15 protein-coding genes are annotated in these 18,963 nt (G+C 57.4%); 11 read left to right on the forward strand and 4 right to left on the reverse strand.

All coding sequences use genetic code 11. The features are described 5' to 3' along the window. Positions 1-72: 72 nt before the first annotated feature. Entirely contained in the window at positions 73-921 is an 849-nt protein-coding gene (locus tag AACR14_RS14235; RefSeq protein ID WP_019446646.1) for a DUF72 domain-containing protein, read from the reverse strand. A 162-nt stretch (positions 922-1,083) separates the two neighbouring features. Here AACR14_RS14235 and AACR14_RS14240 point away from each other — a divergent pair, with 162 nt between their 5' ends. The 3 genes from AACR14_RS14240 to AACR14_RS14250 all read left to right on the forward strand — a co-directional run bounded on the left by AACR14_RS14240 (position 1,084) and on the right by AACR14_RS14250 (position 3,977). Further along, positions 1,084-1,335, forward strand: a complete 252-nt coding sequence (locus tag AACR14_RS14240) for an FmdB family zinc ribbon protein (RefSeq protein WP_005337686.1) — start codon at positions 1,084-1,086, stop codon at positions 1,333-1,335. A gap of 32 nt (positions 1,336-1,367) precedes the next feature. Continuing rightward, positions 1,368-3,134 (forward strand): aspartate--tRNA ligase, encoded by a 1,767-nt coding sequence (aspS, locus tag AACR14_RS14245; RefSeq protein ID WP_019446647.1) that lies wholly within the window; start codon positions 1,368-1,370, stop codon positions 3,132-3,134. Between the two features lie 102 nt (positions 3,135-3,236). Continuing rightward, the gene (locus AACR14_RS14250; protein WP_005337681.1) at positions 3,237-3,977 is read left to right on the forward strand and encodes a YebC/PmpR family DNA-binding transcriptional regulator; all 741 of its coding nucleotides are present in this window, start codon (positions 3,237-3,239) and stop codon (positions 3,975-3,977) included. A gap of 531 nt (positions 3,978-4,508) precedes the next feature. Here the strand turns inward: AACR14_RS14250 and adhE are convergent. After that, positions 4,509-7,175 carry a bifunctional acetaldehyde-CoA/alcohol dehydrogenase gene (gene adhE / locus AACR14_RS14255; RefSeq protein ID WP_019446648.1) on the reverse strand — a complete coding sequence of 889 codons (2,667 nt, stop codon included), beginning with the start codon at positions 7,173-7,175 and terminating at the stop codon, positions 4,509-4,511. 840 nt (positions 7,176-8,015) lie between these two features. Between adhE and AACR14_RS14260 the strand changes: the two genes are divergently transcribed. The 7 genes from AACR14_RS14260 (at position 8,016) to AACR14_RS14290 (ending at position 15,773) form a co-directional block, all read left to right on the forward strand. Then, on the forward strand, positions 8,016-8,651 hold the full coding sequence (locus AACR14_RS14260; protein ID WP_005337678.1) for a YchE family NAAT transporter: 636 nt from the start codon (positions 8,016-8,018) through the stop codon (positions 8,649-8,651). A 279-nt stretch (positions 8,652-8,930) separates the two neighbouring features. Further along, positions 8,931-10,550: an ABC transporter substrate-binding protein gene (locus AACR14_RS14265; protein ID WP_026035101.1), complete on the forward strand. Its 1,620-nt coding sequence runs from the start codon at positions 8,931-8,933 to the stop codon at positions 10,548-10,550. 98 nt (positions 10,551-10,648) lie between these two features. Beyond that, a complete protein-coding gene (gene oppB, locus AACR14_RS14270; RefSeq protein ID WP_005337672.1) occupies positions 10,649-11,569 on the forward strand; it encodes an oligopeptide ABC transporter permease OppB in 921 nt (306 codons plus the stop codon). Positions 11,570-11,583: 14 nt separating this feature from the next. Next, positions 11,584-12,495 carry an oligopeptide ABC transporter permease OppC gene (gene oppC, locus AACR14_RS14275; protein ID WP_019446650.1) on the forward strand — a complete coding sequence of 304 codons (912 nt, stop codon included), beginning with the start codon at positions 11,584-11,586 and terminating at the stop codon, positions 12,493-12,495. 54 nt (positions 12,496-12,549) lie between these two features. Then, on the forward strand, positions 12,550-13,530 hold the full coding sequence (locus AACR14_RS14280; protein WP_019446651.1) for an ABC transporter ATP-binding protein: 981 nt from the start codon (positions 12,550-12,552) through the stop codon (positions 13,528-13,530). After that, positions 13,531-14,526: a murein tripeptide/oligopeptide ABC transporter ATP binding protein OppF gene (oppF, locus tag AACR14_RS14285; RefSeq protein WP_005337666.1), complete on the forward strand. Its 996-nt coding sequence runs from the start codon at positions 13,531-13,533 to the stop codon at positions 14,524-14,526. A 302-nt stretch (positions 14,527-14,828) separates the two neighbouring features. Then, positions 14,829-15,773 (forward strand): TerC family protein, encoded by a 945-nt coding sequence (locus tag AACR14_RS14290; protein WP_005337664.1) that lies wholly within the window; start codon positions 14,829-14,831, stop codon positions 15,771-15,773. A 65-nt stretch (positions 15,774-15,838) separates the two neighbouring features. Here AACR14_RS14290 and alr read toward each other — a convergent pair whose 3' ends face one another. Then, on the reverse strand, positions 15,839-17,065 hold the full coding sequence (gene alr, locus AACR14_RS14295) for an alanine racemase (protein WP_019446652.1): 1,227 nt from the start codon (positions 17,063-17,065) through the stop codon (positions 15,839-15,841). A 173-nt stretch (positions 17,066-17,238) separates the two neighbouring features. On the opposite strand from alr, the gene AACR14_RS14300 reads away from it, so the two are divergent. Beyond that, on the forward strand, positions 17,239-17,688 hold the full coding sequence (locus AACR14_RS14300; protein WP_019446653.1) for a methyltransferase family protein: 450 nt from the start codon (positions 17,239-17,241) through the stop codon (positions 17,686-17,688). 93 nt (positions 17,689-17,781) lie between these two features. Here the strand turns inward: AACR14_RS14300 and tapW are convergent, their stop codons facing one another. Then, positions 17,782-18,921 carry a type IVa pilus ATPase TapW gene (tapW, locus tag AACR14_RS14305; protein ID WP_019446654.1) on the reverse strand — a complete coding sequence of 380 codons (1,140 nt, stop codon included), beginning with the start codon at positions 18,919-18,921 and terminating at the stop codon, positions 17,782-17,784. Positions 18,922-18,963: the final 42 nt, after the last annotated feature.

The following is an 18,963-nucleotide window of genomic DNA, read 5'->3' on the forward strand; positions in this document are numbered from 1 at the left end:
TGACGCCAGGGCTTGCCACGCCACAAAAAAGCACTTTTTTTGCAGCGAAACGATGGCCGCAGAATGGGTTGGCTAAAAGCGCAGCACTCCCTGCCGTGCGCGATCGTTTTCCCCCGGCCACGGGGCCATCTCCTGCTCCAGCAAGCGGGTGATCTGACGGGCCAGCTCAGGTGCTTGGGCGTTGTCGGCAGTATGTATATAGAGGTAGAGATCTTTCCCCTCCGCGAGCCACTGGCGCCAGTGGGGGAGCCAGCTGGGCAGGAAGGGGTGATTGGCCGCCGGATCCGGAAGGCCGATAAAGCGCACCATGGGGGCGTTGGCGGTGGCCAGCAGATGTACCGGCAGGCGTGGCTTCTTGCCCTGGGCATCGACAAGGGCTGGCGTGGTTGCTGGCACCGAGAAGAGTGGCCGGCTGTCGAGCATCACCCGGTTCACCCCCTGTTCCATCAGCAGCCGGTTCAATGCCCGCTCGGCCTCCCCCTTGGCGAAGAACTCAGGGTGACGCACTTCGAGGGCGTAGCGAAACGCCCGCGGCAGCCGATCGATGAAGGCCGCCAGTCTGGCCAGCCCCTGTGGCCCGAAACGGGCGGGCAACTGCAGGGTGAGCAGCCCCAGCTTGTCGTGCAGCGGGGCGAGCAGGCGAATAAAGTCGGCGACTTGTTTGTCTGCGCTCACCAGATCGCTCTGGTGGCTGATGGTTTGCGGAAATTTGAAGTTGAAACGAAAGTGATCGGGCACCGCATCGGCCCAGCGCTGTACCGTGTCCGGGGTCGGCAGGGCGTAGAAGGTGGTGTTACCCTCCACCGAATTGAACACGGTGGCGTAGTGGGCGAGGTGTTCGGCAGGCTTGGCGCCAAGGCCCAGCAACTGGCCGGGCCAGCTGGGGTGGGACCACTGCGGCAGGCCCAAATAGAGGCTCATGGTGGCTAATCTCTTCGCTCTTGGTGCATTCGTGCCGATTTTTTGCCCGCTTTTTGCCATCGAGTGCAAAAAACTGGCGAAAGGAGGCTGCTGGCCATTTTACCCAAAAGGGGGTTTTCCTCTATAATGCCAGCCCTTTTGTTTTTCAATTTCTTGTGACCCATGCCTATCTACGAATATCGTTGCGACGTCTGTGGCCATGAATTGGCAAAACTGCAAAAGCTTTCCGATGCCCCCCTGACCGACTGTCCGGCCTGTAGCAAGCCGAATCTGGTCAAGCTGATATCGGCGGCAGGCTTCCGGCTCAAGGGAACCGGATGGTACGAGACTGATTTCAAACCGGGTAAGAAAAAGAATCTGGCCAGCTGTGAGACAGACGGTGCTTGCCAGTCGTGCCCGGCGGCCCAAGGTTAACCGTCTCTCTACAATTTCGAAGGAAGAAGTCCATGCGCTCTATCTATTGCGGACAGGTCAATGAGGCCCATGCAGGGCAGACCATTACATTGTGCGGTTGGGTTCATCGTCGTCGTGATCTCGGCGGTCTGATCTTTATCGATATGCGCGACCGGGAAGGGATCGTTCAGGTGTTCTTCGATCCGGACAAACCGGACGCGTTCGCCCTGGCCTCCGAGCTGCGCGGCGAGTTCTGCATCCAGGTGACCGGCGTGGTGCGCACCCGTCCCGAGTCCCAGCGCAACAGCGACATGGCCACTGGCGCCATCGAAGTGTTCGCCCACGAACTCAACATCATCAACCGTGCCGAGCCGCTGCCGCTGGACTTCAATCAGGTCAACAGCGAAGAGATCAGCCTCAAGTATCGCTACCTGGATCTGCGTCGTCCCGAGATGGCCAAGTACCTGAAGACCCGTGCCAAGGCCAGCGCCTTCGTACGCCGCTTCATGGATGAGCACGGCTTCCTCGATATCGAGACCCCGATGCTGACCAAGGCCACCCCGGAAGGTGCCCGTGACTATCTGGTGCCGAGCCGCGTGCACAAGGGCAAGTTCTACGCTCTGCCGCAATCACCCCAGCTGTTCAAGCAGTTGCTGATGATGTCCGGCTTCGACCGTTACTACCAGATCGTCAAGTGCTTCCGTGACGAAGACCTGCGTGCCGACCGCCAGCCGGAATTCACCCAGATCGACGTGGAGACCTCCTTCATGACCGCACCGCAGGTGCGTGAAGTGATGGAAGAGATGATCCGCAAACTGTGGCTGCACATCCTGAACGTGGATCTGGGCGACTTCCCGATCATGACCTTCGACGAAGCCATGCGTCGCTACGGCTCCGACAAGCCGGACCTGCGTCTGCCGATGGAGCTGGTTGATGTGGCTGACCTGCTGACTGCTGTCGCGTTCGCCGTGTTCGCGGGCCCCGCCAACGATCCGAAAGGCCGTGTGGCTGCCCTGAAAGTCCCGGGCGGTGCCGAGCTCTCTCGCAAGCAGATCGACGAATACACCAAGTTTGTCGGCATCTACGGTGCCAAGGGCCTGGCCTGGATGAAGGTCAACGAAGCCGCCAATGGTATCGAAGGCGTGCAGTCTCCGGTTGCCAAGTTCCTCTCTGACGCCATCGTGCGCGAGATCCTGGCCCGTACCGGCGCAGCCGACGGCGACATCATCTTCTTTGGCGCTGACAGCAAGAAAGTGGTCTGCGATGCCATGGGCGCCCTGCGTCTGAAAGTGGGTCGCGATCTGGGCCTGCTGGAGAACAGCTGGAAACCGCTGTGGGTTATCGACTTCCCGATGTTCGAGGAAGATGGTGAAGGTGGTCTGGCCGCCATGCACCACCCGTTCACCGCGCCGAGCAACATGAGCCCGGCCGAGCTGAAAGCCAATCCGGTGGGTGCTTACGCCAACGCCTACGACATGGTGATCAACGGCTACGAAGTGGGTGGCGGCTCTGTCCGTATCCACAACAGCGAGATGCAGTCCACCGTGTTCGATATCCTGGGTATCACCCCGGCCGAGCAGCGCCTGAAATTCGGCTTCCTGCTGGATGCGCTGAAGTACGGCACCCCGCCGCACGCCGGTCTGGCCTTCGGTCTGGACCGTCTCAGCATGCTGCTGACCGGCACCGAAAACATTCGGGATGTCATCGCCTTCCCGAAAACGACCGCGGCTGCCTGTCTGATGACAGACGCCCCCAGCCTTGCCAATGCCGCCCAACTGGGTGAGCTGGCGATTGCAACCACCGTCAAGGGCGACGAGTAAGCCGATACCGGCACCGGAGGCCGCCGCCGTGCGGCCTCTGTGTTTCCCTTGGGTTAGTCATGATCAGTGTTACTGACATTTAAAAAATAACGGAGAGTCTCTATGGCAGGTCACAGTAAATGGGCCAACATCAAACACCGCAAGGCCGCTCAGGACGCCAAGCGTGGCAAGATCTTCACCAAGCTGATCCGCGAAATCACTACCTCCGCGCGTCTGGGTGATGCCGATCCCGCCAACAACCCGCGTCTGCGTGCTGCGGTGACTGCCGCCCTGACCAACAACATGACCCGCGACACCATCAACCGTGCCATTCAGCGTGGCGCCGGTGGTGGCGATGGCGAACAGCTCGAGACCATCGTATACGAAGGTTACGGCCCGGCTGGCTCTGCCGTGATGGTAGAGTGCCTGACTGACAACCGTAACCGTACCGTAGCCGAAGTGCGTCACGCCTTCAGCAAGTGCGGTGGCAACCTGGGCACCGACGGCTCCGTCGCCTATCTGTTCAGCAAGAAAGGTCTGCTGACCTTCGTTGGGGTAGACGAAGATGCACTGATGGATGCCGCGCTGGAAGCGGGCGCCGATGACGTGGTCACCGAAGAGGATGGCACCATCGAGGTGTACACCACCCCGAACGACTTCGGTACCGTGCTGGATGGTCTTGAAGCTGCCGGCTTCAAGGCCCAGAGCGCCGAAGTGACCATGATCCCCTCCACCGAAGCGGAGCTGGATGCAGAAACTGCACCCAAGCTGATGCGTTTGATCGATATGCTGGAAGATCTGGACGATGTGCAAGAGGTTTACCACAACGGCTCCATCTCCGATGAAGTCGCTGCGACCCTCTGATCGCTGAATTGTGCTCTCCCGATGGCAGCCTGATGGCTGCCATTTTTTTATCTTTGCATTGTGGCAACTGCTGATGTGTCGGTTGCGCAACTGGTGCTGCAACTCTCTTCACTGACAGTCTTTCCCGCTTTCTCTACGCATTATCATTGCTCTATTCATGCCAGTCGGTTGGCCCTGTACGTACGCCAGTCGGCAGTTCTGCTGCGTTGCGTTAGCGAGGCTCCGCTAATCCTGTTTATCACACCTTTAGCTCTTGAGATGGCGTTGGCTGCTCACATCTGCCCGTCAGGGTAATTCGTTGGGGGTAGGGGATAGGAGGTGATGGAGCGTGCTCTTGTTATCACAGGGGCCCATCAATACAGAGTCACAGGTTGGGATGTTGATAGCGGATTGGCTGGGGCGAGTTGGTTGGTTGGGAAGTTAGGGGCTGCACTAGCGCAATCGGCAGGGAGATGATGGCTGTGATTAGTGGCAAGTGGCAGATAAAAAAAGCCCGCGCAGTGCGCGGGCTTGTTATCTCAGGACCGGTTATCAGGCCTTGGATTTCTTCTTACCTTCAACCTTGGCTTCAACCGGGGCAGCAGTTACCGGAGCGGCTTCGGTGAACGGACGACCGTAGTAGGAGTCCAGCAGAACCTGCTTCAGCTCGCTGATCAGCGGGTAGCGCGGGTTGGCGCCGGTGCACTGGTCATCGAAAGCTTCGATAGCCAGCTGGTCAACCTTGGCCAGGAAGTCAGCTTCAGTCACGCCAGCTTCGCGGATAGAGGCCGGGATACCCAGGGTAGCCTTCAGCTCGTCCAGCCAGGTCAGCAGCTTCTCGATCTTGGCTGCGGTGCGGTCACCGGCAGCAGTCAGACCCAGGTGGTCAGCGACTTCGGCGTAACGACGACGAGCCTGCGGGCGGTCGTACTGGGAGAACGCAGTCTGCTTGGTCGGGTTGTCGTTCGCGTTGTAGCGGATGACGTTGCTGATCAGCAGGGCGTTAGCCAGACCGTGCGGAATGTGGAACTCGGCACCCAGTTTGTGAGCCATGGAGTGGCACACACCCAGGAAGGCGTTGGCGAACGCGATACCGGCGATGGTGGCAGCATTGTGCACCTTCTCACGAGCGATCGGGTCGTTGGCACCGTTCTGGTAGCTGGACGGCAGGTACTCTTTCAGCATTTTCAGGGCTTGCAGCGCCTGGCCGTCGGAGTACTCGTTAGCCAGTACGGAAACATAGGCTTCCATGGCGTGAGTTACGGCATCGATACCACCGAAGGCACACAGGGACTTCGGCATGCCCATGACCAGGTTGGCATCAACGATGGCCATGTTCGGGGTCAGCTCGTAGTCAGCCAGCGGATACTTCTGACCAGACACTTCATCGGTTACTACTGCAAACGGAGTGACTTCAGAGCCGGTACCGGAAGTGGTGGTGATACAGACCAGTTCGGCCTTCACGCCCATTTTCGGGAACTTGTAGATACGCTTGCGGATATCCATGAAGCGCATGGCCAGATCTTCGAACGCAGTGTTCGGGTGTTCGTACATCACCCACATGATCTTGGCTGCATCCATCGGTGAACCACCGCCCAGCGCCAGGATAACGTCCGGTTTGAAGGAGTTGGCCATCTCGGCACCCTTGCGAACCACAGCCAGGGTCGGGTCAGCTTCTACTTCGTAGAATACTTCCACTTCCATATTCTGTGCTTTCAGCAGGCTGACCAGTTCATCGGCGTAGCCGTTGTTGAACAGGAAGCGGTCAGTTACGACCATGGCACGCTTTTTACCTTCCAGGTCGCTCAGAGCGATCGGCAGGGAACCACGACGGAAGTAGATGGATTTCGGAAGTTTGTGCCACAGCATGTTTTCTGCCCGTTTTGCGACTGTCTTCTTGTTGATCAGGTGCTTCGGACCCACGTTTTCGGAGATGGAGTTACCGCTCCAGGAGCCGCAACCCAGGGTCAGGGACGGTGCCATTGCGAAATTGTACAGGTCACCGATACCGCCTTGGGTAGACGGAGTGTTGATCAGGATACGCGCGGTCTTCATCTTGTCGCCGAAGTACTTGATGCGGTCAGCGTTGCGGTCCTGGTCGGTGTACAGACCTGAGGTGTGGCCGATACCACCGATGTTGACCATGTCACAGGCCATATCAACGGCGTTTTCGAAGCTGCTTGCACGGAACATACCGAGCAGCGGGGACAATTTCTCGTGAGCAAACTCATCTTCTGCACACAGCTTGACGCCTTCACCAATCAGGATCTTGGTATCAGCCGGCACAGTCACGCCTGCCATCTCGGCAATCTTGGTGGCTGGCTGGCCAACGATGTTGGCGTTCAGGGCACCGTTGATCAGGATGACTTTACGGACCTTGTCAGCATCTTCTTTGGAGAGCACGTGGCCCTTGTGGGATGCAAAGCGCTCTTTAACCTGGTCGTAGATGGCATCAACAACGATGACTGCCTGCTCGGAAGCACAGACCACACCGTTATCGAAAGTCTTGGACATCAGGATGGAGGCAACGGCACGCTTCACGTCGGCGGTTTCGTCGATAACGATAGGTACGTTACCGGCACCTACACCGATAGCAGGCTTACCGGAGGAGTAGGCTGCTTTCACCATGCCCGGACCACCGGTGGCCAGGATCAGGTTGATGTCTTCGTGCTTCATCAGGGCGTTGGAGAGCTCAACAGACGGTTGGTCGATCCAGCCGATGATGTCTTTCGGTGCACCAGCGGCAACAGCGGCATCCAGTACCAGCTTGGCAGCGGTATTGGTGGAGTTCTTGGCACGGGGGTGCGGGGAGAAGATGATGGCGTTGCGGGTCTTGAGCGCGATCATGGATTTGAAGATCGCAGTGGAGGTCGGGTTGGTGGTCGGAACGATACCACAGATGATACCTACCGGCTCGGCGATGGTGATGGTACCCATCTGATCATCTTCGCTCAGAATGCCGCAGGTCTTCTCGTCTTTGTACTTGTTGTAGATGTATTCGGAGGCGAAGTGGTTCTTGATAACCTTGTCTTCGATGATACCCATACCGGATTCTTCCACGGCCATCTGGGCCAGGGGGATACGGGCGTTGTTGGCGGCCAGGGCGGCGGCACGGAAGATCTTGTCTACCTGCTCTTGAGAGAAGCTGGCGAATTCACGCTGGGCTTCCTTAACGCGGGCGACCAGTGCATCCAGTTCAGCCAAATTGGTTACTGCCATGTTTATCTCCTGATTATTTGAAAACTGTTTAGTAAGACGTTGGCAATGCCCGGCAATTATAGTCGCCCTGTCAAGACGGTATCGTTGCAACAGCTTTTTCACATGCCTTACTAAATCGCTTTCTGAGTCGATTATAGAGCGGGGCTGACTCAGAAAAACTTGATCTGGATCATGTGTAACAAAAGAACAAAAGAAATTTTATTTCACAATCCTTGTTTGACTGATGTTATCGGAATGTGCATCAAAGGGAAAGGCGAGAGACTTGTTAACGCAGGGTAATAAACCACATTTATCAAGTGGTTAATTGCACTTCGCCATCAGATAGTAGGGCCGTTTTGGCTGTGCAGGTTAGCAAATATGAGTGAATCGGTTTCAAAACCACCGACAAACGCGCTTTATTCCAGCGTTTGTTGCAAAAATGATTGTTGTTTTAATCCATGACTAATCAGCTTTATTCCCCAAGGGGGCCATTTCTGTCCCCTTTCCCGGTTTTTGCATTGTGGCTCTCTTGCCGAGTCAATGAAGTGATGTCTGGCCTGAAATAGTGGGAAGGCAAAGCCTGGATCCTCTCGAGTCGCTTGGTCATTCGGTCAGTCACCGTCTTACTCTCTGGTCATGATTAAGCAGGCTTGCGCTCACTTTTCTGGCGCGTGTCGGGCGGTAGAAAGGGCTTTTGGCATCGGTTTATGCCAGTTAGCGCGGATGCATTAGATGAACTAACTAAAAAACCCTCAAAATGGTGAGATTATTTGATTGGTGCCCGCTCTGGCTATGATGTAAATTTACGCACGAAATTAATGGACTGGCCCGCTGGGCCCGAAACTCTATTGGAAGGCGCCTATGGCAGCAATTGACGTCTCGTTGTATCTGAAGTTTTTTGTCGGTTTGTTCGCAATTATCAACCCGCTTGGTTTGTTGCCGGTGTTTGTCAGCCTGACCAGCCACCATACCCAGGCCGAGCGGATGAAAACCAATACCACCGCCAATATCGCGGTGATGGTGATCCTGCTGGTCTCCATGTATATGGGGCAGCTGATCCTCGATGGGTTTGGTATCTCGCTGGCATCGTTCCGTATTGCCGGTGGGTCGCTGATTACCCTGATTGCCTGGTCGATGCTGCAGGGCAAGCTGGGCGAGGTGAAGCACAACAAACAGGAAAAGGGCGAACTGGCGGTGCGCGAGTCTATCGCCGTGGTACCGCTGGCGCTGCCGCTGATGGCGGGCCCCGGTGCCATCTCCTCGGTAATTGTCTATGCCAGCCAGAGCCACTGGCAGCAGCTGCTCGGCATGTCAGTGGTTGTCGTTGTCTTCTCTTTCTGCTCCTGGCTCATCTTCCGCGCCGCGCCGCTGCTGTTCAAGATCATGGGCAACACCGGCATCAACGTGGTGACCCGTATCATGGGTCTTATCATGATGTCGCTGGGTATCGAGATCATGGTGGCCGGTATCAAGGGGGTTTTCCCCAGCCTGATGTGAGCCAGCTCCGCTTTATGAAAGCCGGTCCTCGTGACCGGCTTTTTATTGGTTGCTTTTTGCCCGGTCTTTTCTAGAATCGGTCGTTTGTGTGAAAAATGAGCGCTTTGCCGGTGTTTTAATACTGAAAAAGCGCACGCCAGCTGATTTTTTGACCAGAAAATGACGGTTACCCTGACAATATCTGTTGCATTATCGGAATTGGCAGGGAATTATGCTGGGAGCGGGTTTTAACCCCGTCACTTTAAAAAATGCATGGAATGTTCTTGTTGGAGTAGGGAAATGACTCATAAAAAAACAATGATTAACACATTGCTGATGGCTGCACTGTTTGGTGGCGTCAATGTGGCTCAGGCTGCCGATGTCCCGGCGGGAACCAAGCTGGCTGAAGTCCAGCAACTGGTAAAAGGCAACGGCTCCGAGCCTGCGACCCTTGACCCGCACAAGACCGAAGGAACGGTCGAATCCAATATCCTGCGCGACCTGTTCGAAGGTCTCGTTGCATCCGGCCCGAAAGGGGAAATTCTCCCGGCTGTGGCTGAATCCTGGGAAACCAAGGATAACAAGCACTACGTCTTCCACCTGCGCAAAGATGCCAAGTGGTCCAACGGTGACCCGGTCACTGCCCACGATTTCGTTTTTGCTTTCCAGCGTGCCGTTGATCCGAAAACCGCCTCTCCTTACTCCTGGTATCTGGAGATCCCGACTATTGCCAATGCCTCCGAGATCATCGCAGGTAAAAAGCCGGCTGATACGCTGGGCGTGAAGGCGACCGACGACTACACCTTCGAAGTGCAGCTCGAGAAAGCGATCCCTTACTTCGTCAGCATGCTCTCCCACACCACCACCTATCCGGTACCGAAGAAGGTGATCGAGAAGTTTGGTGACAAGTGGACCCAGCCGGAAAATATGGTATCCAACGGTGCCTATACCCTGAAGAACTGGGTGGTGAACGAGCGCGTCGAAGTGGAGCGCAACAAGCACTACTGGAACGATGGCAAGACCGTCATCAACAAGGTGGTCTATCTGCCCATCCAGTCTACCAACGCCGACCTGAGCCGCTATCTGGCGGGCGAAGTGGACATCACCTATCAGATGCCCATCGAGCGCTTCAAGCAGATGAAGAAAGAGAAGCCGGACGAGCTGAAAGTGACCGGTTATGTTGGTACTTACTACTACCAGTACAACGTCAAGAAGAAGCCGTTTGACGATGTGCGTGTCCGTACTGCGCTCTCCTATGCCATTGATCGCAACGTGATCGCCGACAAGGTGATGGGTCAGGGCCAGACGCCGGGTTACACCCTGGTGCCGGACTTCGTCGATGGCTTCAAGCCGGTAGCGCCCGAGTGGTCGAAGATGACCCAGGCCGAGCGTGATGCTAAGGCCAAGGCGCTGCTGCAAGAGGCCGGTTTCGATGCCAGCAAGCCGCTTAAGTTCGAGCTGCTCTACAACACCGACGACAACCACAAGAAAGTGGCTGTGGCCGTGGCCTCCATGTGGAAGAAGCTGGGGGTGCAGGTGAGCCTGGTCAACCAGGAGTGGAAAACTTACCTGGAAACCAAGAAACAGGGTCAGTTTGACGTAGGTCGTGCCGGCTGGATCGCCGACTACAACGAAGCCTCCTCCATGCTGGATCTGATGCAGACCACCCACGGTAACAACGACGGCAAGTACTCCAATCCGGAGTTCGACAAGCTGATGGATTCATCCCGTGATCAGGTTGATGTGGCGGCCCGTAACAAGCTCTACGTCCAGGCTGAAGAGATCCTGGCCAAGGACATGCCGATTGCCCCCATCTACCAGTACGTGACTGCCCGTATGGTCAAACCCTATGTAGGCGGCTATCCGGCCAACCCGCTGGATAACCTCTACAGCAAAGATATGTACATCATTGCTCACTGATTTAAAGCAACAAGTCGCATAACAAGCAGGGCCCGCCAGACGGTGGGCCTTTATTACAACCGCGACCCTTTGGAAGCAGTACAGGACAGGAAATGTCTATGTTGAAATTCATTTTTAAACGGCTATTGGAAGCGATCCCGACTCTGCTGGTCTTGATCACCGTCTCTTTCTTCATGATGCGTTTCGCCCCCGGTAACCCCTTTACCAGCGAGCGTTCACTGCCCCCTGAAGTCATCGCCAATATCGAGGCCAAATACGGGCTCGACAAACCCATTGGCATGCAATATCTCACTTACCTGGGCAACCTGGTGCAGGGTGATTTGGGCCCCTCTTTCAAATACAAGGATTTCACCGTCAATGATCTGGTGAGCCAGGCGCTGCCTGTTTCCGCCAAGATCGGGACCACGGCCTTCTTCTTCGCCGTGCTGCTGGGGGTCACCTTCGGCACCATAGCGGCACTGAAACAGAACACCATCATCGACTATCTACTGATGTCGTCGGCCATGGCCGGGGTGGTGATCCCGGGCTTTGTGCTGGCGCCCTTGCTGGTGCTCTTTTTCAGTATTCATCTGGGCTGGTTCCCTGCCGGTGGATGGCAGGGTGGTGGCATCCAGTTTATGGTGTTGCCGGTGTTCGGCATGATGATGTACTACATCTCAGCCATCTCGCGGATCATGCGGGGCAGCATGATCGAGACCATGAACTCCAACTTCATCCGTACCGCCCGTGCCAAGGGCTTGCCGCTGCGCCACATCATCCTGAAACACGCGCTGCGTCCGGCCATGTTGCCGGTGGTCTCCTATCTGGGCCCGGCCTTTGTCGGCATCATCACAGGTTCCGTGGTGATCGAGACCATCTTCGGCCTGCCGGGGATCGGTCAGTTGTTCGTCAACGGTGCCCTTAACCGTGATTACTCCATGGTGCTCGGTCTGACCATTCTGGTCGGCGCCCTCACCATCACCTTTAACGCTGTGGTCGATATTCTCTACGCCTTTATCGATCCCAAGATCCGTTACTAATTCGGGAGTTCATCATGGTTGTTTCAACTGAAAAACGCGATGCCATCGAGGCGTTCGCGCAAAAAGTGGAAGTGGTGGAGGGACGCTCCCTGTGGAAGGATGCCCGTCGCCGTTTCCTGCGCAACAAGGCGGCACTGACCAGCCTGATCATTCTGACCATCATCGGTCTGGCGGTCATCTTTGGCCCCCATTTGTCCCAATACACCTTTGACGATCCGGACTGGGGCGCCATGCAGTCGCCGCCGGATATGGAAGCGGGTCACTACTTCGGAACCGACAGTCTGGGGCGCGATCTGTTCGTGCGCACCCTGCTGGGCGGTCGCATTTCCCTGATGGTCGGCATCATGGGCGCGATGGTGGCGGTCATCATCGGTACTTTGTATGGCGCTGCCTCCGGTTTTATCGGCGGGCGGGTCGACAGCCTGATGATGCGGGTACTGGAGATCCTCAACGCCTTCCCCTTCATGTTCTTTGTCATCATGCTGGTCACCTTCTTTGGCCGCAATCTGGCACTCATCTTTATCGCCATCGGGGCGGTGAGCTGGCTCGACATGGCGCGGATCGTGCGCGGCCAGACTCTCAGCCTCAAGAGCAAGGAGTTTATCGAGGCAGCCCACGTCTGTGGCGTCTCCAAGTGGAAGATCATCACCCGTCACATCGTACCGAACGTACTCGGTATCGTGGCCGTTTACGCCACCTTGCTGGTGCCGGGCATGATCATGTTTGAATCCTTCCTGAGTTTCCTGGGCCTTGGGGTTCAGGAACCGATGACCAGCTGGGGTGCCCTGCTGGATGAAGGCTCCAAGTCGATGGAAGTGGCCATCTGGCAACTGCTGTTCCCCGCCTGCTTTATGGTGGTGACCCTGTTTTGCTTCAACTTCCTCGGGGATGGTCTGCGTGACGCCCTCGATCCGAAAGATCGTTAATCGAGCATCGGATCGACAGGAAAGCATCACGAAAGACCGATAAGGAGTTTTTATATGAAGTTACTGGATGTGAAAGATCTGCGGGTCGAGTTCAAGACCCCGGACGGCAATGTGGTGGCGGTCAACGACCTCAACTTTTCTCTCTCTGCGGGTGAAACCTTGGGGATCGTCGGCGAGTCCGGCTCCGGCAAATCCCAGACGGCCTTTGCCATCATGGGGCTGCTGGCCAAAAACGGCATTATTACCGGTTCCGCCAAGTTTCAGGGTGAGGAGATCCTCAACCTGCCGGAGTCCAAGCTCAACAAGATCCGCTCCGAGAAGATCGCCATGATCTTCCAGGACCCCATGACCTCGCTCAACCCCTACATGAAGGTGCAGGATCAGCTGATGGAAGTGCTGATGCTGCACAAGGGGATGAACAAGGCGGCGGCGTTCGAGGAGTCGGTGCGGATGCTGGACGCGGTGAAGATCCCCGAAGCGCGCAAGCGGATGGGAATGTACCCCCATGAGTTCTCCGGCGGTATGCGCCAGCGGGTGATGATCGCCATGGCACTGCTCTGCCGCCCGCAACTGCTGATCGCCGATGAGCCGACCACTGCGCTCGACGTGACCGTACAGGCTCAGATCATGACCCTGATGAACGAGCTAAAGCGCGAGTTCAACACCGCCATCATCATGATCACCCATGACCTTGGCGTGGTCGCCGGTATCTGCAACAAGGTGCTGGTGATGTATGCCGGTCGTACCATGGAGTACGGCAAGGTGGACGATATCTTCTATCGCCCGAGCCACCCCTATACCGAAGGTTTGCTGCGCGCCATTCCCCGTCTCGATACCGAAGGGGAAGTGCTGCCCACCATTCCGGGCAATCCGCCCAACCTGCTGCGTCTGCCCACCGGCTGCCCCTTCCAGGAGCGTTGTCACCGGGTGAGCGAGATTTGCGGCCAGCAGTCGCCAATCCTGACGCCGTTCAACGATGGTCGGGAGCGTGCTTGCCACTGGGTTTCGGATGCCATGAACAAGGGGGCCAACTAAATGGGTGCCGACAAAAAATTGCTGTTGGAAGTGTCTGACCTCAAGGTCCACTTCAGTATCAAGAGTGGCAAGGCGTGGCCTTGGGCCAAACCGTCCGACCTCAAGGCGGTCGATGGGGTGACCTTGCGTCTCTATGAGGGTGAAACCCTCGGTGTGGTGGGGGAGTCCGGCTGCGGCAAATCGACCTTTGCCCGCGCCATCATCGGTCTGGTACCGGCCACCGATGGCAAGGTGGTGTGGCTGGGTGACGATCTCACCAAGCTCGATCAGAATGCCCTGCGCGAGAAGCGCAAAGAGATCCAGATGATCTTCCAGGACCCGCTGGCTTCTCTGAACCCGCGTATGACCATTGGCGACATCATCGCCGAGCCGCTCATCACCTTCTACCCCAACCTGCCGCGGGAAGAGGTGAAGGAGAAGGTACGCGCCATGATGAGCAAGGTGGGGCTCTTGCCCAACCTGGTCAACCGCTACCCGCACGAGTTCTCCGGCGGTCAGTGCCAGCGGATCGGGATTGCCCGGGCGCTGATCCTCGAGCCCAAGATGATCATCTGCGATGAGCCGGTGTCGGCACTTGACGTATCCATTCAGGCGCAGGTGGTCAACCTGCTCAAGTCGCTGCAAAAGGAGATGGGGCTGTCGCTTATCTTCATCGCCCACGACCTGTCGGTGGTCAAACACATCTCCGACCGGGTGCTGGTGATGTATCTGGGCAACGCCGTTGAGCTGGGGACCCGCAAGGAGATCTTCGCCAATCCGCTGCACCCCTACACCAAGGCGCTGATGTCTGCGGTGCCGATCCCGGATCCTGAGCTGGAGCGCAACAAGGTGATCCAGATCCTGGAAGGGGACTTGCCATCGCCGATGAATCCGCCGTCAGGCTGCGTGTTCCGCACCCGCTGCCCGGTGGCTGGCCCCGAGTGTGCCAAGACCCGCCCTGTGCTGGAGGGGAACTTCGATCACGCGGTCTCCTGCCTCAAGGTCGACCCGCTCTGATGGAGATGTGTTGAACCTGTTTGCGGGGCTCCTTGATGGGGCCCCGATTTATTTCTGGCGGTAGTGAAGATGCCTCTTGGCGTTATCTTTTACCGCTGCTACTATCCGCGCAACAAGGGGAGTAACTTCTCGCCGGTTTGTCGTCATTACGGTGCACCCATATCCTGCAGTGCACCCGGCAGCCGGGCAGTCGATGCAAATCAGCTGTAAGTGAGACCTTGCCGAGAGGCAAGGTGTATCTGCTCCAAACGCAAACCCACGCCTCTCGGTCGTGGGTTTTGTCGTTTTTGGGAGAAGTGAACATGGGTGAATGGTGGATGTGGACCGGTTTCTTCAGCATAGTGCTGGTCCTGTTATGGATAGACATACGCTTTGTCGGTGGCGGCAAGTCACACAAGGTGTCCCTCAAAGAGGCGGGTGTCTGGTCCCTCATCTGGGTCAGCGTGGCGCTGCTCTTCAACCTGGCTATCTGGCTCTGGCTGGATCACAGCGCGGGCCGTGAAATCGCCAACCAGAAGGGGTTGGAGTTCCTCACCGGCTACCTCATCGAGAAAGCGCTGGCAGTGGACAACGTCTTCGTCTGGCTGATGCTGTTCGGCTACTTTGCCATTCCGGCCGAGTTGCAGCGCCGGGTGCTGCTCTACGGGGTGCTGGGTGCCATCGTGATGCGTGCCGGTATGGTGTTCGCGGGCAGCTGGCTCATCGAGCAGTTCCACTGGATCCTCTATCTGTTCGGCGCTTTCTTGCTGCTGACCGGCGCCAAGATGCTGTGGGCGGCCGACAAGGAGCCTGATCTCGCCAACAATCCGCTGCTGGGCTGGATGCGCCGTCGCTTCAAGGTGACCGAGACCCTGGAAGGGGAGAAGTTCTTCGTCTGGCGTGACGGTGTGCGCTATGCCACTCCGCTGCTGCTCATTCTGGTGTTGGTGGAGGTGAGCGACCTCATCTTCGCGGTGGACAGTATCCCGGCCATCTTCGCGGTGACCACGGATCCCTTCATCGTGCTGACCTCCAACATCTTCGCCATCATGGGTCTGCGTGCCATGTACTTCCTGCTGGCAGGTGTGGCTGATCGCTTCGCCCTGCTCAAATACGGTCTGGCGCTGATCCTGATGTTTATCGGGGTCAAGATGCTACTGCTGGATATCTTCAAGATCCCGACCGGCATTGCACTGGGCGTAGTTGCATTGATCCTGCTGGCATCCATGGGGCTGAGTCTGTTTGTGACCCGTAAAAAGGCCGCTTGAGCGCGGCAGACAATTAAGCAATAACAACAAGGGCTCCCGCGGGAGCCCTTTTTCATATCGTGTTATCAGCGTTTGATCTTCTTGGGGTTGGTGTAGCCCCAGATGGTGTACATGTCCGCCAGCAGGGCGCCGTTGTACTCCTCCAGATCCGCCTGTTTCACTTCGGCGTCACCCTGACGGCCAAACAGCACCACCTCGTCACCGGGTTTCACCCCTTTCAGATCCGTCACGTCCACCATGATGGTGTTCATGGAAGTCTTGCCGACCACCGGCATCTTCTGACCCTGGATCAGCACATAGGCCTTGTTGCTCAGTGACCGGCGATAGCCATCGGAGTAGCCCAGCGGCAGGTTGGCGAGCCAGGAGTCACGCTTGAGAGTAAAGGTGCGGTCATAACCGACGGTGTTACCCGCTGCATAGTGGTTGACAGAGGCGACCTGGGTCTTGAATGCCATCACCCGCTTGTATTCGGTGTGGGAGGGGATGGAGTCACCGTAGAGCAGGCCGCCCGGGCGCACCATGTCGAAGTAGGCGTCCGGCACGGCCAGAGTGGCGAAGGAGTTGGCGGCGTGGATGGTGATCTTGCTGCGATCCAGCTTGCCCGCTTCCAGCAGCCACTGGGAGTCCAGTTTGAACTGGGCCAGTCCCATCTTGACGTCCTCTTTCTCCTCAACCGGGAAGTGGGTCATGATGCCGACCGGGGTGATCCCCTTTAGCTTGAGCATGGCCAGCGCATCCTGCTTGGCATCGGCCAGACGCAGGTCGATGCCGTTGCGGCTCATGCCGGCGGAGTTGAGTGCAATATGCACCGGAATGGTGGTGTGGTGGCGCTGGGCGATATCGGCGATACCCTGGGCACTGACCAGACTGCCGATCAGCTCCTCCATCTTGTAGGGCAGGGCCTGCTCTACTTCATCCGGGGTGGCAGCACGCACCCGCATCAGACGGCCGGTAAAGCCCTTCTCGCGGGCGACGCGCGCCTCTTCGTTGCTGGCGATGCCGATGCAGGGGATATTTGCCTTGACCACGGAGGGGACCAGCAGGTCGATGCCATGACCGTAAGCGTCGGCCTTCATGATGGCGCAGATCTGCGGGCCCTTGTCACCGAGACGATCCTTGAGGGTCTGGATATTGTGTTCAAAGGCGCCCAGATCCACTTCCAACCAGGCGTTGCTGGCGGTTTGCTCCTGGCCGTTGCGATGATCCGTCGCAAGGGGCAGATAGGGAGCCGCAACGGCTTGGCCCGCGAGCAGGCCGAAGATCAGGGTAGCCAGCAGAGTTTTCTTGTGCATGGTGATTCCTTTTTGTTATTCGCGTTGGATAGTTTGGACGGGGTCGGCCACATTGGTGGTGGTTTAACCACAACTTGTTGTTATTATTATGATCTTTGTCACTCTCAACAGGCGCTGACTGGTTGGGAGTCTACCGCAACACGGGTTCGGCCGACACTCGTCAGGGGAAGAAAATGGTCAATCTTGAGTTACGTTTGCCACCACCGCTGATCTTTCTGCTCTGTGCCGGGGCCATGTGGTGGCTAAGAGGGGAGAGTCAGCCCGGCATCTGGGCAATGGCGCTGATGGCTGTGCTGGTCGTGGCGGGGGCCATCATGGGCTTTGGTGCCCTGCAACGATTTCGTCACCACCAGACCACGGTCAGCCCCACCAAACCTCAGCACACCAGTCGTCTGGTGACCTGTGGCGTCTATCGTGTCAGTCGCAATCCCATGTATCTGGGGCTGCTCTGCTGGCTGGCCGCCTGGGGCTGTTATCTCGGTGGAAGTTGGGTCTGGGTTGGGCCAATCGTGCTGGTGGCCTGGCTGACCCGCTTCCAGATAATGCCGGAGGAGCGGCTGTTGCATGCCCGTTTCGGCGACGAGTATGTGGCGTATTGCCAGCGCGTTCGCCGTTGGTGCTGACTGGCTGTGATCTGCGTGAGCTGAGGGATAAGTCGGGTCAGCCGTGCTGGATAAAGAGAACCCCGGGCGGGCTCGGGGTTCTCGAGGGGCTAGTTAGAAAAAATCGCCCTTCTCGTCCTTGGTGGGTTCGAGGCTCCAGCCGGTGGCATCGCTGCTGCTGGCAATCTGCCCCTTCTCCTTCCACAGCTTGATCTTGAGGCGCAGGTTGTTGGCCGAGTCGGCGTTCTTCACCGCCTCTTCTTCCTCAATTACCCCTTCCACCACCAGATCAAACAGGGCACTGTCGAAGGTGACCATGCCGAGGGCCTTGGATTTCTCCATCACCTCTTTGAGACCACCAAATTCGCCGCGCTTGATCATGTCGCGGATGGTGTGGGTGCCAAGCATGATCTCCACCGCGGCCCGGCGGCCGCCATCGGTGGTTTTCACCAGCCGCTGGGAGACAAAGGCCTTGAGGTTGTTGCCCAGATCGTTGAGCAGTTGGGGGCGACGCTCCTCGGGGAAGAAGTTGATGATGCGATCCAGCGCCTGGTTGGCGTTGTTGGCGTGCAGGGTGGAGATGGCAAGGTGGCCGGTTTCGGAGAAGGCCAGCGCATGCTCCATGGTCTCGCGATCGCGGATCTCACCGATAAGAATGACGTCCGGCGCCTGACGCAGGGTGTTTTTCAGGGCTGCGTGGAAGCTGCGGGTATCCACGCCAACCTCCCGCTGGTTGATGATGCTCTTGCGGTGGCGATGAACGAACTCCACCGGATCCTCGATGGTGATGATGTGGCCGCCGCTGTTGCGGTTGCGGTGGTCGATAAGCGCCGCCAGCGAGGTAGATTTACCCGAGCCGGTACCGCCGACAAACAGCACCAGACCGCGTTTCTCCATGATGGTGTCGAGCAGCACAGGCGGGAGTTTGAGATCTTCAAAGCGGGGGATTTCGGTCTTGATGTTGCGGGCCACCAGAGAGACTTCGTTGCGCTGCTTGAAGATGTTGACCCGAAAGCGGCCGATCTGGGGCAGGGAGATGGCAAGGTTCATCTCCAGCTCCTTGTCAAATTGCAGTTTCTGCTCGCCATCCATGATCTCGGCGGCGATCCGCGCCACTTCACCCGGCTCCAGCGGCGTTTCGTTGAGGGGGCGAAGGCCGCCGTTAAACTTGGCGCAGGGGGGGGCGCCGGTCGACAGATAGAGGTCTGAGCCATCCTGCTTGGCCAGGATCTGTAACATATCTCGCAATTCCATTTTTTTGCCTCGTCGATCAATGAGATGCCATGAGCGGGATGA

Origin of the sequence: Aeromonas sp. 159 (genome assembly GCF_963862045.1) — a bacterium.
GTDB lineage: Bacteria > Pseudomonadota > Gammaproteobacteria > Enterobacterales > Aeromonadaceae > Aeromonas > Aeromonas veronii.

What these genes read in the sequence shown, in the direction of transcription:
- AACR14_RS14235 (WP_019446646.1), bottom strand. Translation starts at nt 921, where the DNA reads ATGAGCCTCTATTTGGGCCTGCCGCAGTGGTCCCACCCCAGCTGGCCC.
- AACR14_RS14240 (WP_005337686.1), top strand. Translation starts at nt 1,084, where the DNA reads ATGCCTATCTACGAATATCGTTGCGACGTCTGTGGCCATGAATTGGCA.
- aspS (WP_019446647.1), top strand. Translation starts at nt 1,368, where the DNA reads ATGCGCTCTATCTATTGCGGACAGGTCAATGAGGCCCATGCAGGGCAG.
- AACR14_RS14250 (WP_005337681.1), top strand. Translation starts at nt 3,237, where the DNA reads ATGGCAGGTCACAGTAAATGGGCCAACATCAAACACCGCAAGGCCGCT.
- adhE (WP_019446648.1), bottom strand. Translation starts at nt 7,175, where the DNA reads ATGGCAGTAACCAATTTGGCTGAACTGGATGCACTGGTCGCCCGCGTT.
- AACR14_RS14260 (WP_005337678.1), top strand. Translation starts at nt 8,016, where the DNA reads ATGGCAGCAATTGACGTCTCGTTGTATCTGAAGTTTTTTGTCGGTTTG.
- AACR14_RS14265 (WP_026035101.1), top strand. Translation starts at nt 8,931, where the DNA reads ATGACTCATAAAAAAACAATGATTAACACATTGCTGATGGCTGCACTG.
- oppB (WP_005337672.1), top strand. Translation starts at nt 10,649, where the DNA reads ATGTTGAAATTCATTTTTAAACGGCTATTGGAAGCGATCCCGACTCTG.
- oppC (WP_019446650.1), top strand. Translation starts at nt 11,584, where the DNA reads ATGGTTGTTTCAACTGAAAAACGCGATGCCATCGAGGCGTTCGCGCAA.
- AACR14_RS14280 (WP_019446651.1), top strand. Translation starts at nt 12,550, where the DNA reads ATGAAGTTACTGGATGTGAAAGATCTGCGGGTCGAGTTCAAGACCCCG.
- oppF (WP_005337666.1), top strand. Translation starts at nt 13,531, where the DNA reads ATGGGTGCCGACAAAAAATTGCTGTTGGAAGTGTCTGACCTCAAGGTC.
- AACR14_RS14290 (WP_005337664.1), top strand. Translation starts at nt 14,829, where the DNA reads ATGGGTGAATGGTGGATGTGGACCGGTTTCTTCAGCATAGTGCTGGTC.
- alr (WP_019446652.1), bottom strand. Translation starts at nt 17,065, where the DNA reads ATGCACAAGAAAACTCTGCTGGCTACCCTGATCTTCGGCCTGCTCGCG.
- AACR14_RS14300 (WP_019446653.1), top strand. Translation starts at nt 17,239, where the DNA reads ATGGTCAATCTTGAGTTACGTTTGCCACCACCGCTGATCTTTCTGCTC.
- tapW (WP_019446654.1), bottom strand. Translation starts at nt 18,921, where the DNA reads ATGGAATTGCGAGATATGTTACAGATCCTGGCCAAGCAGGATGGCTCA.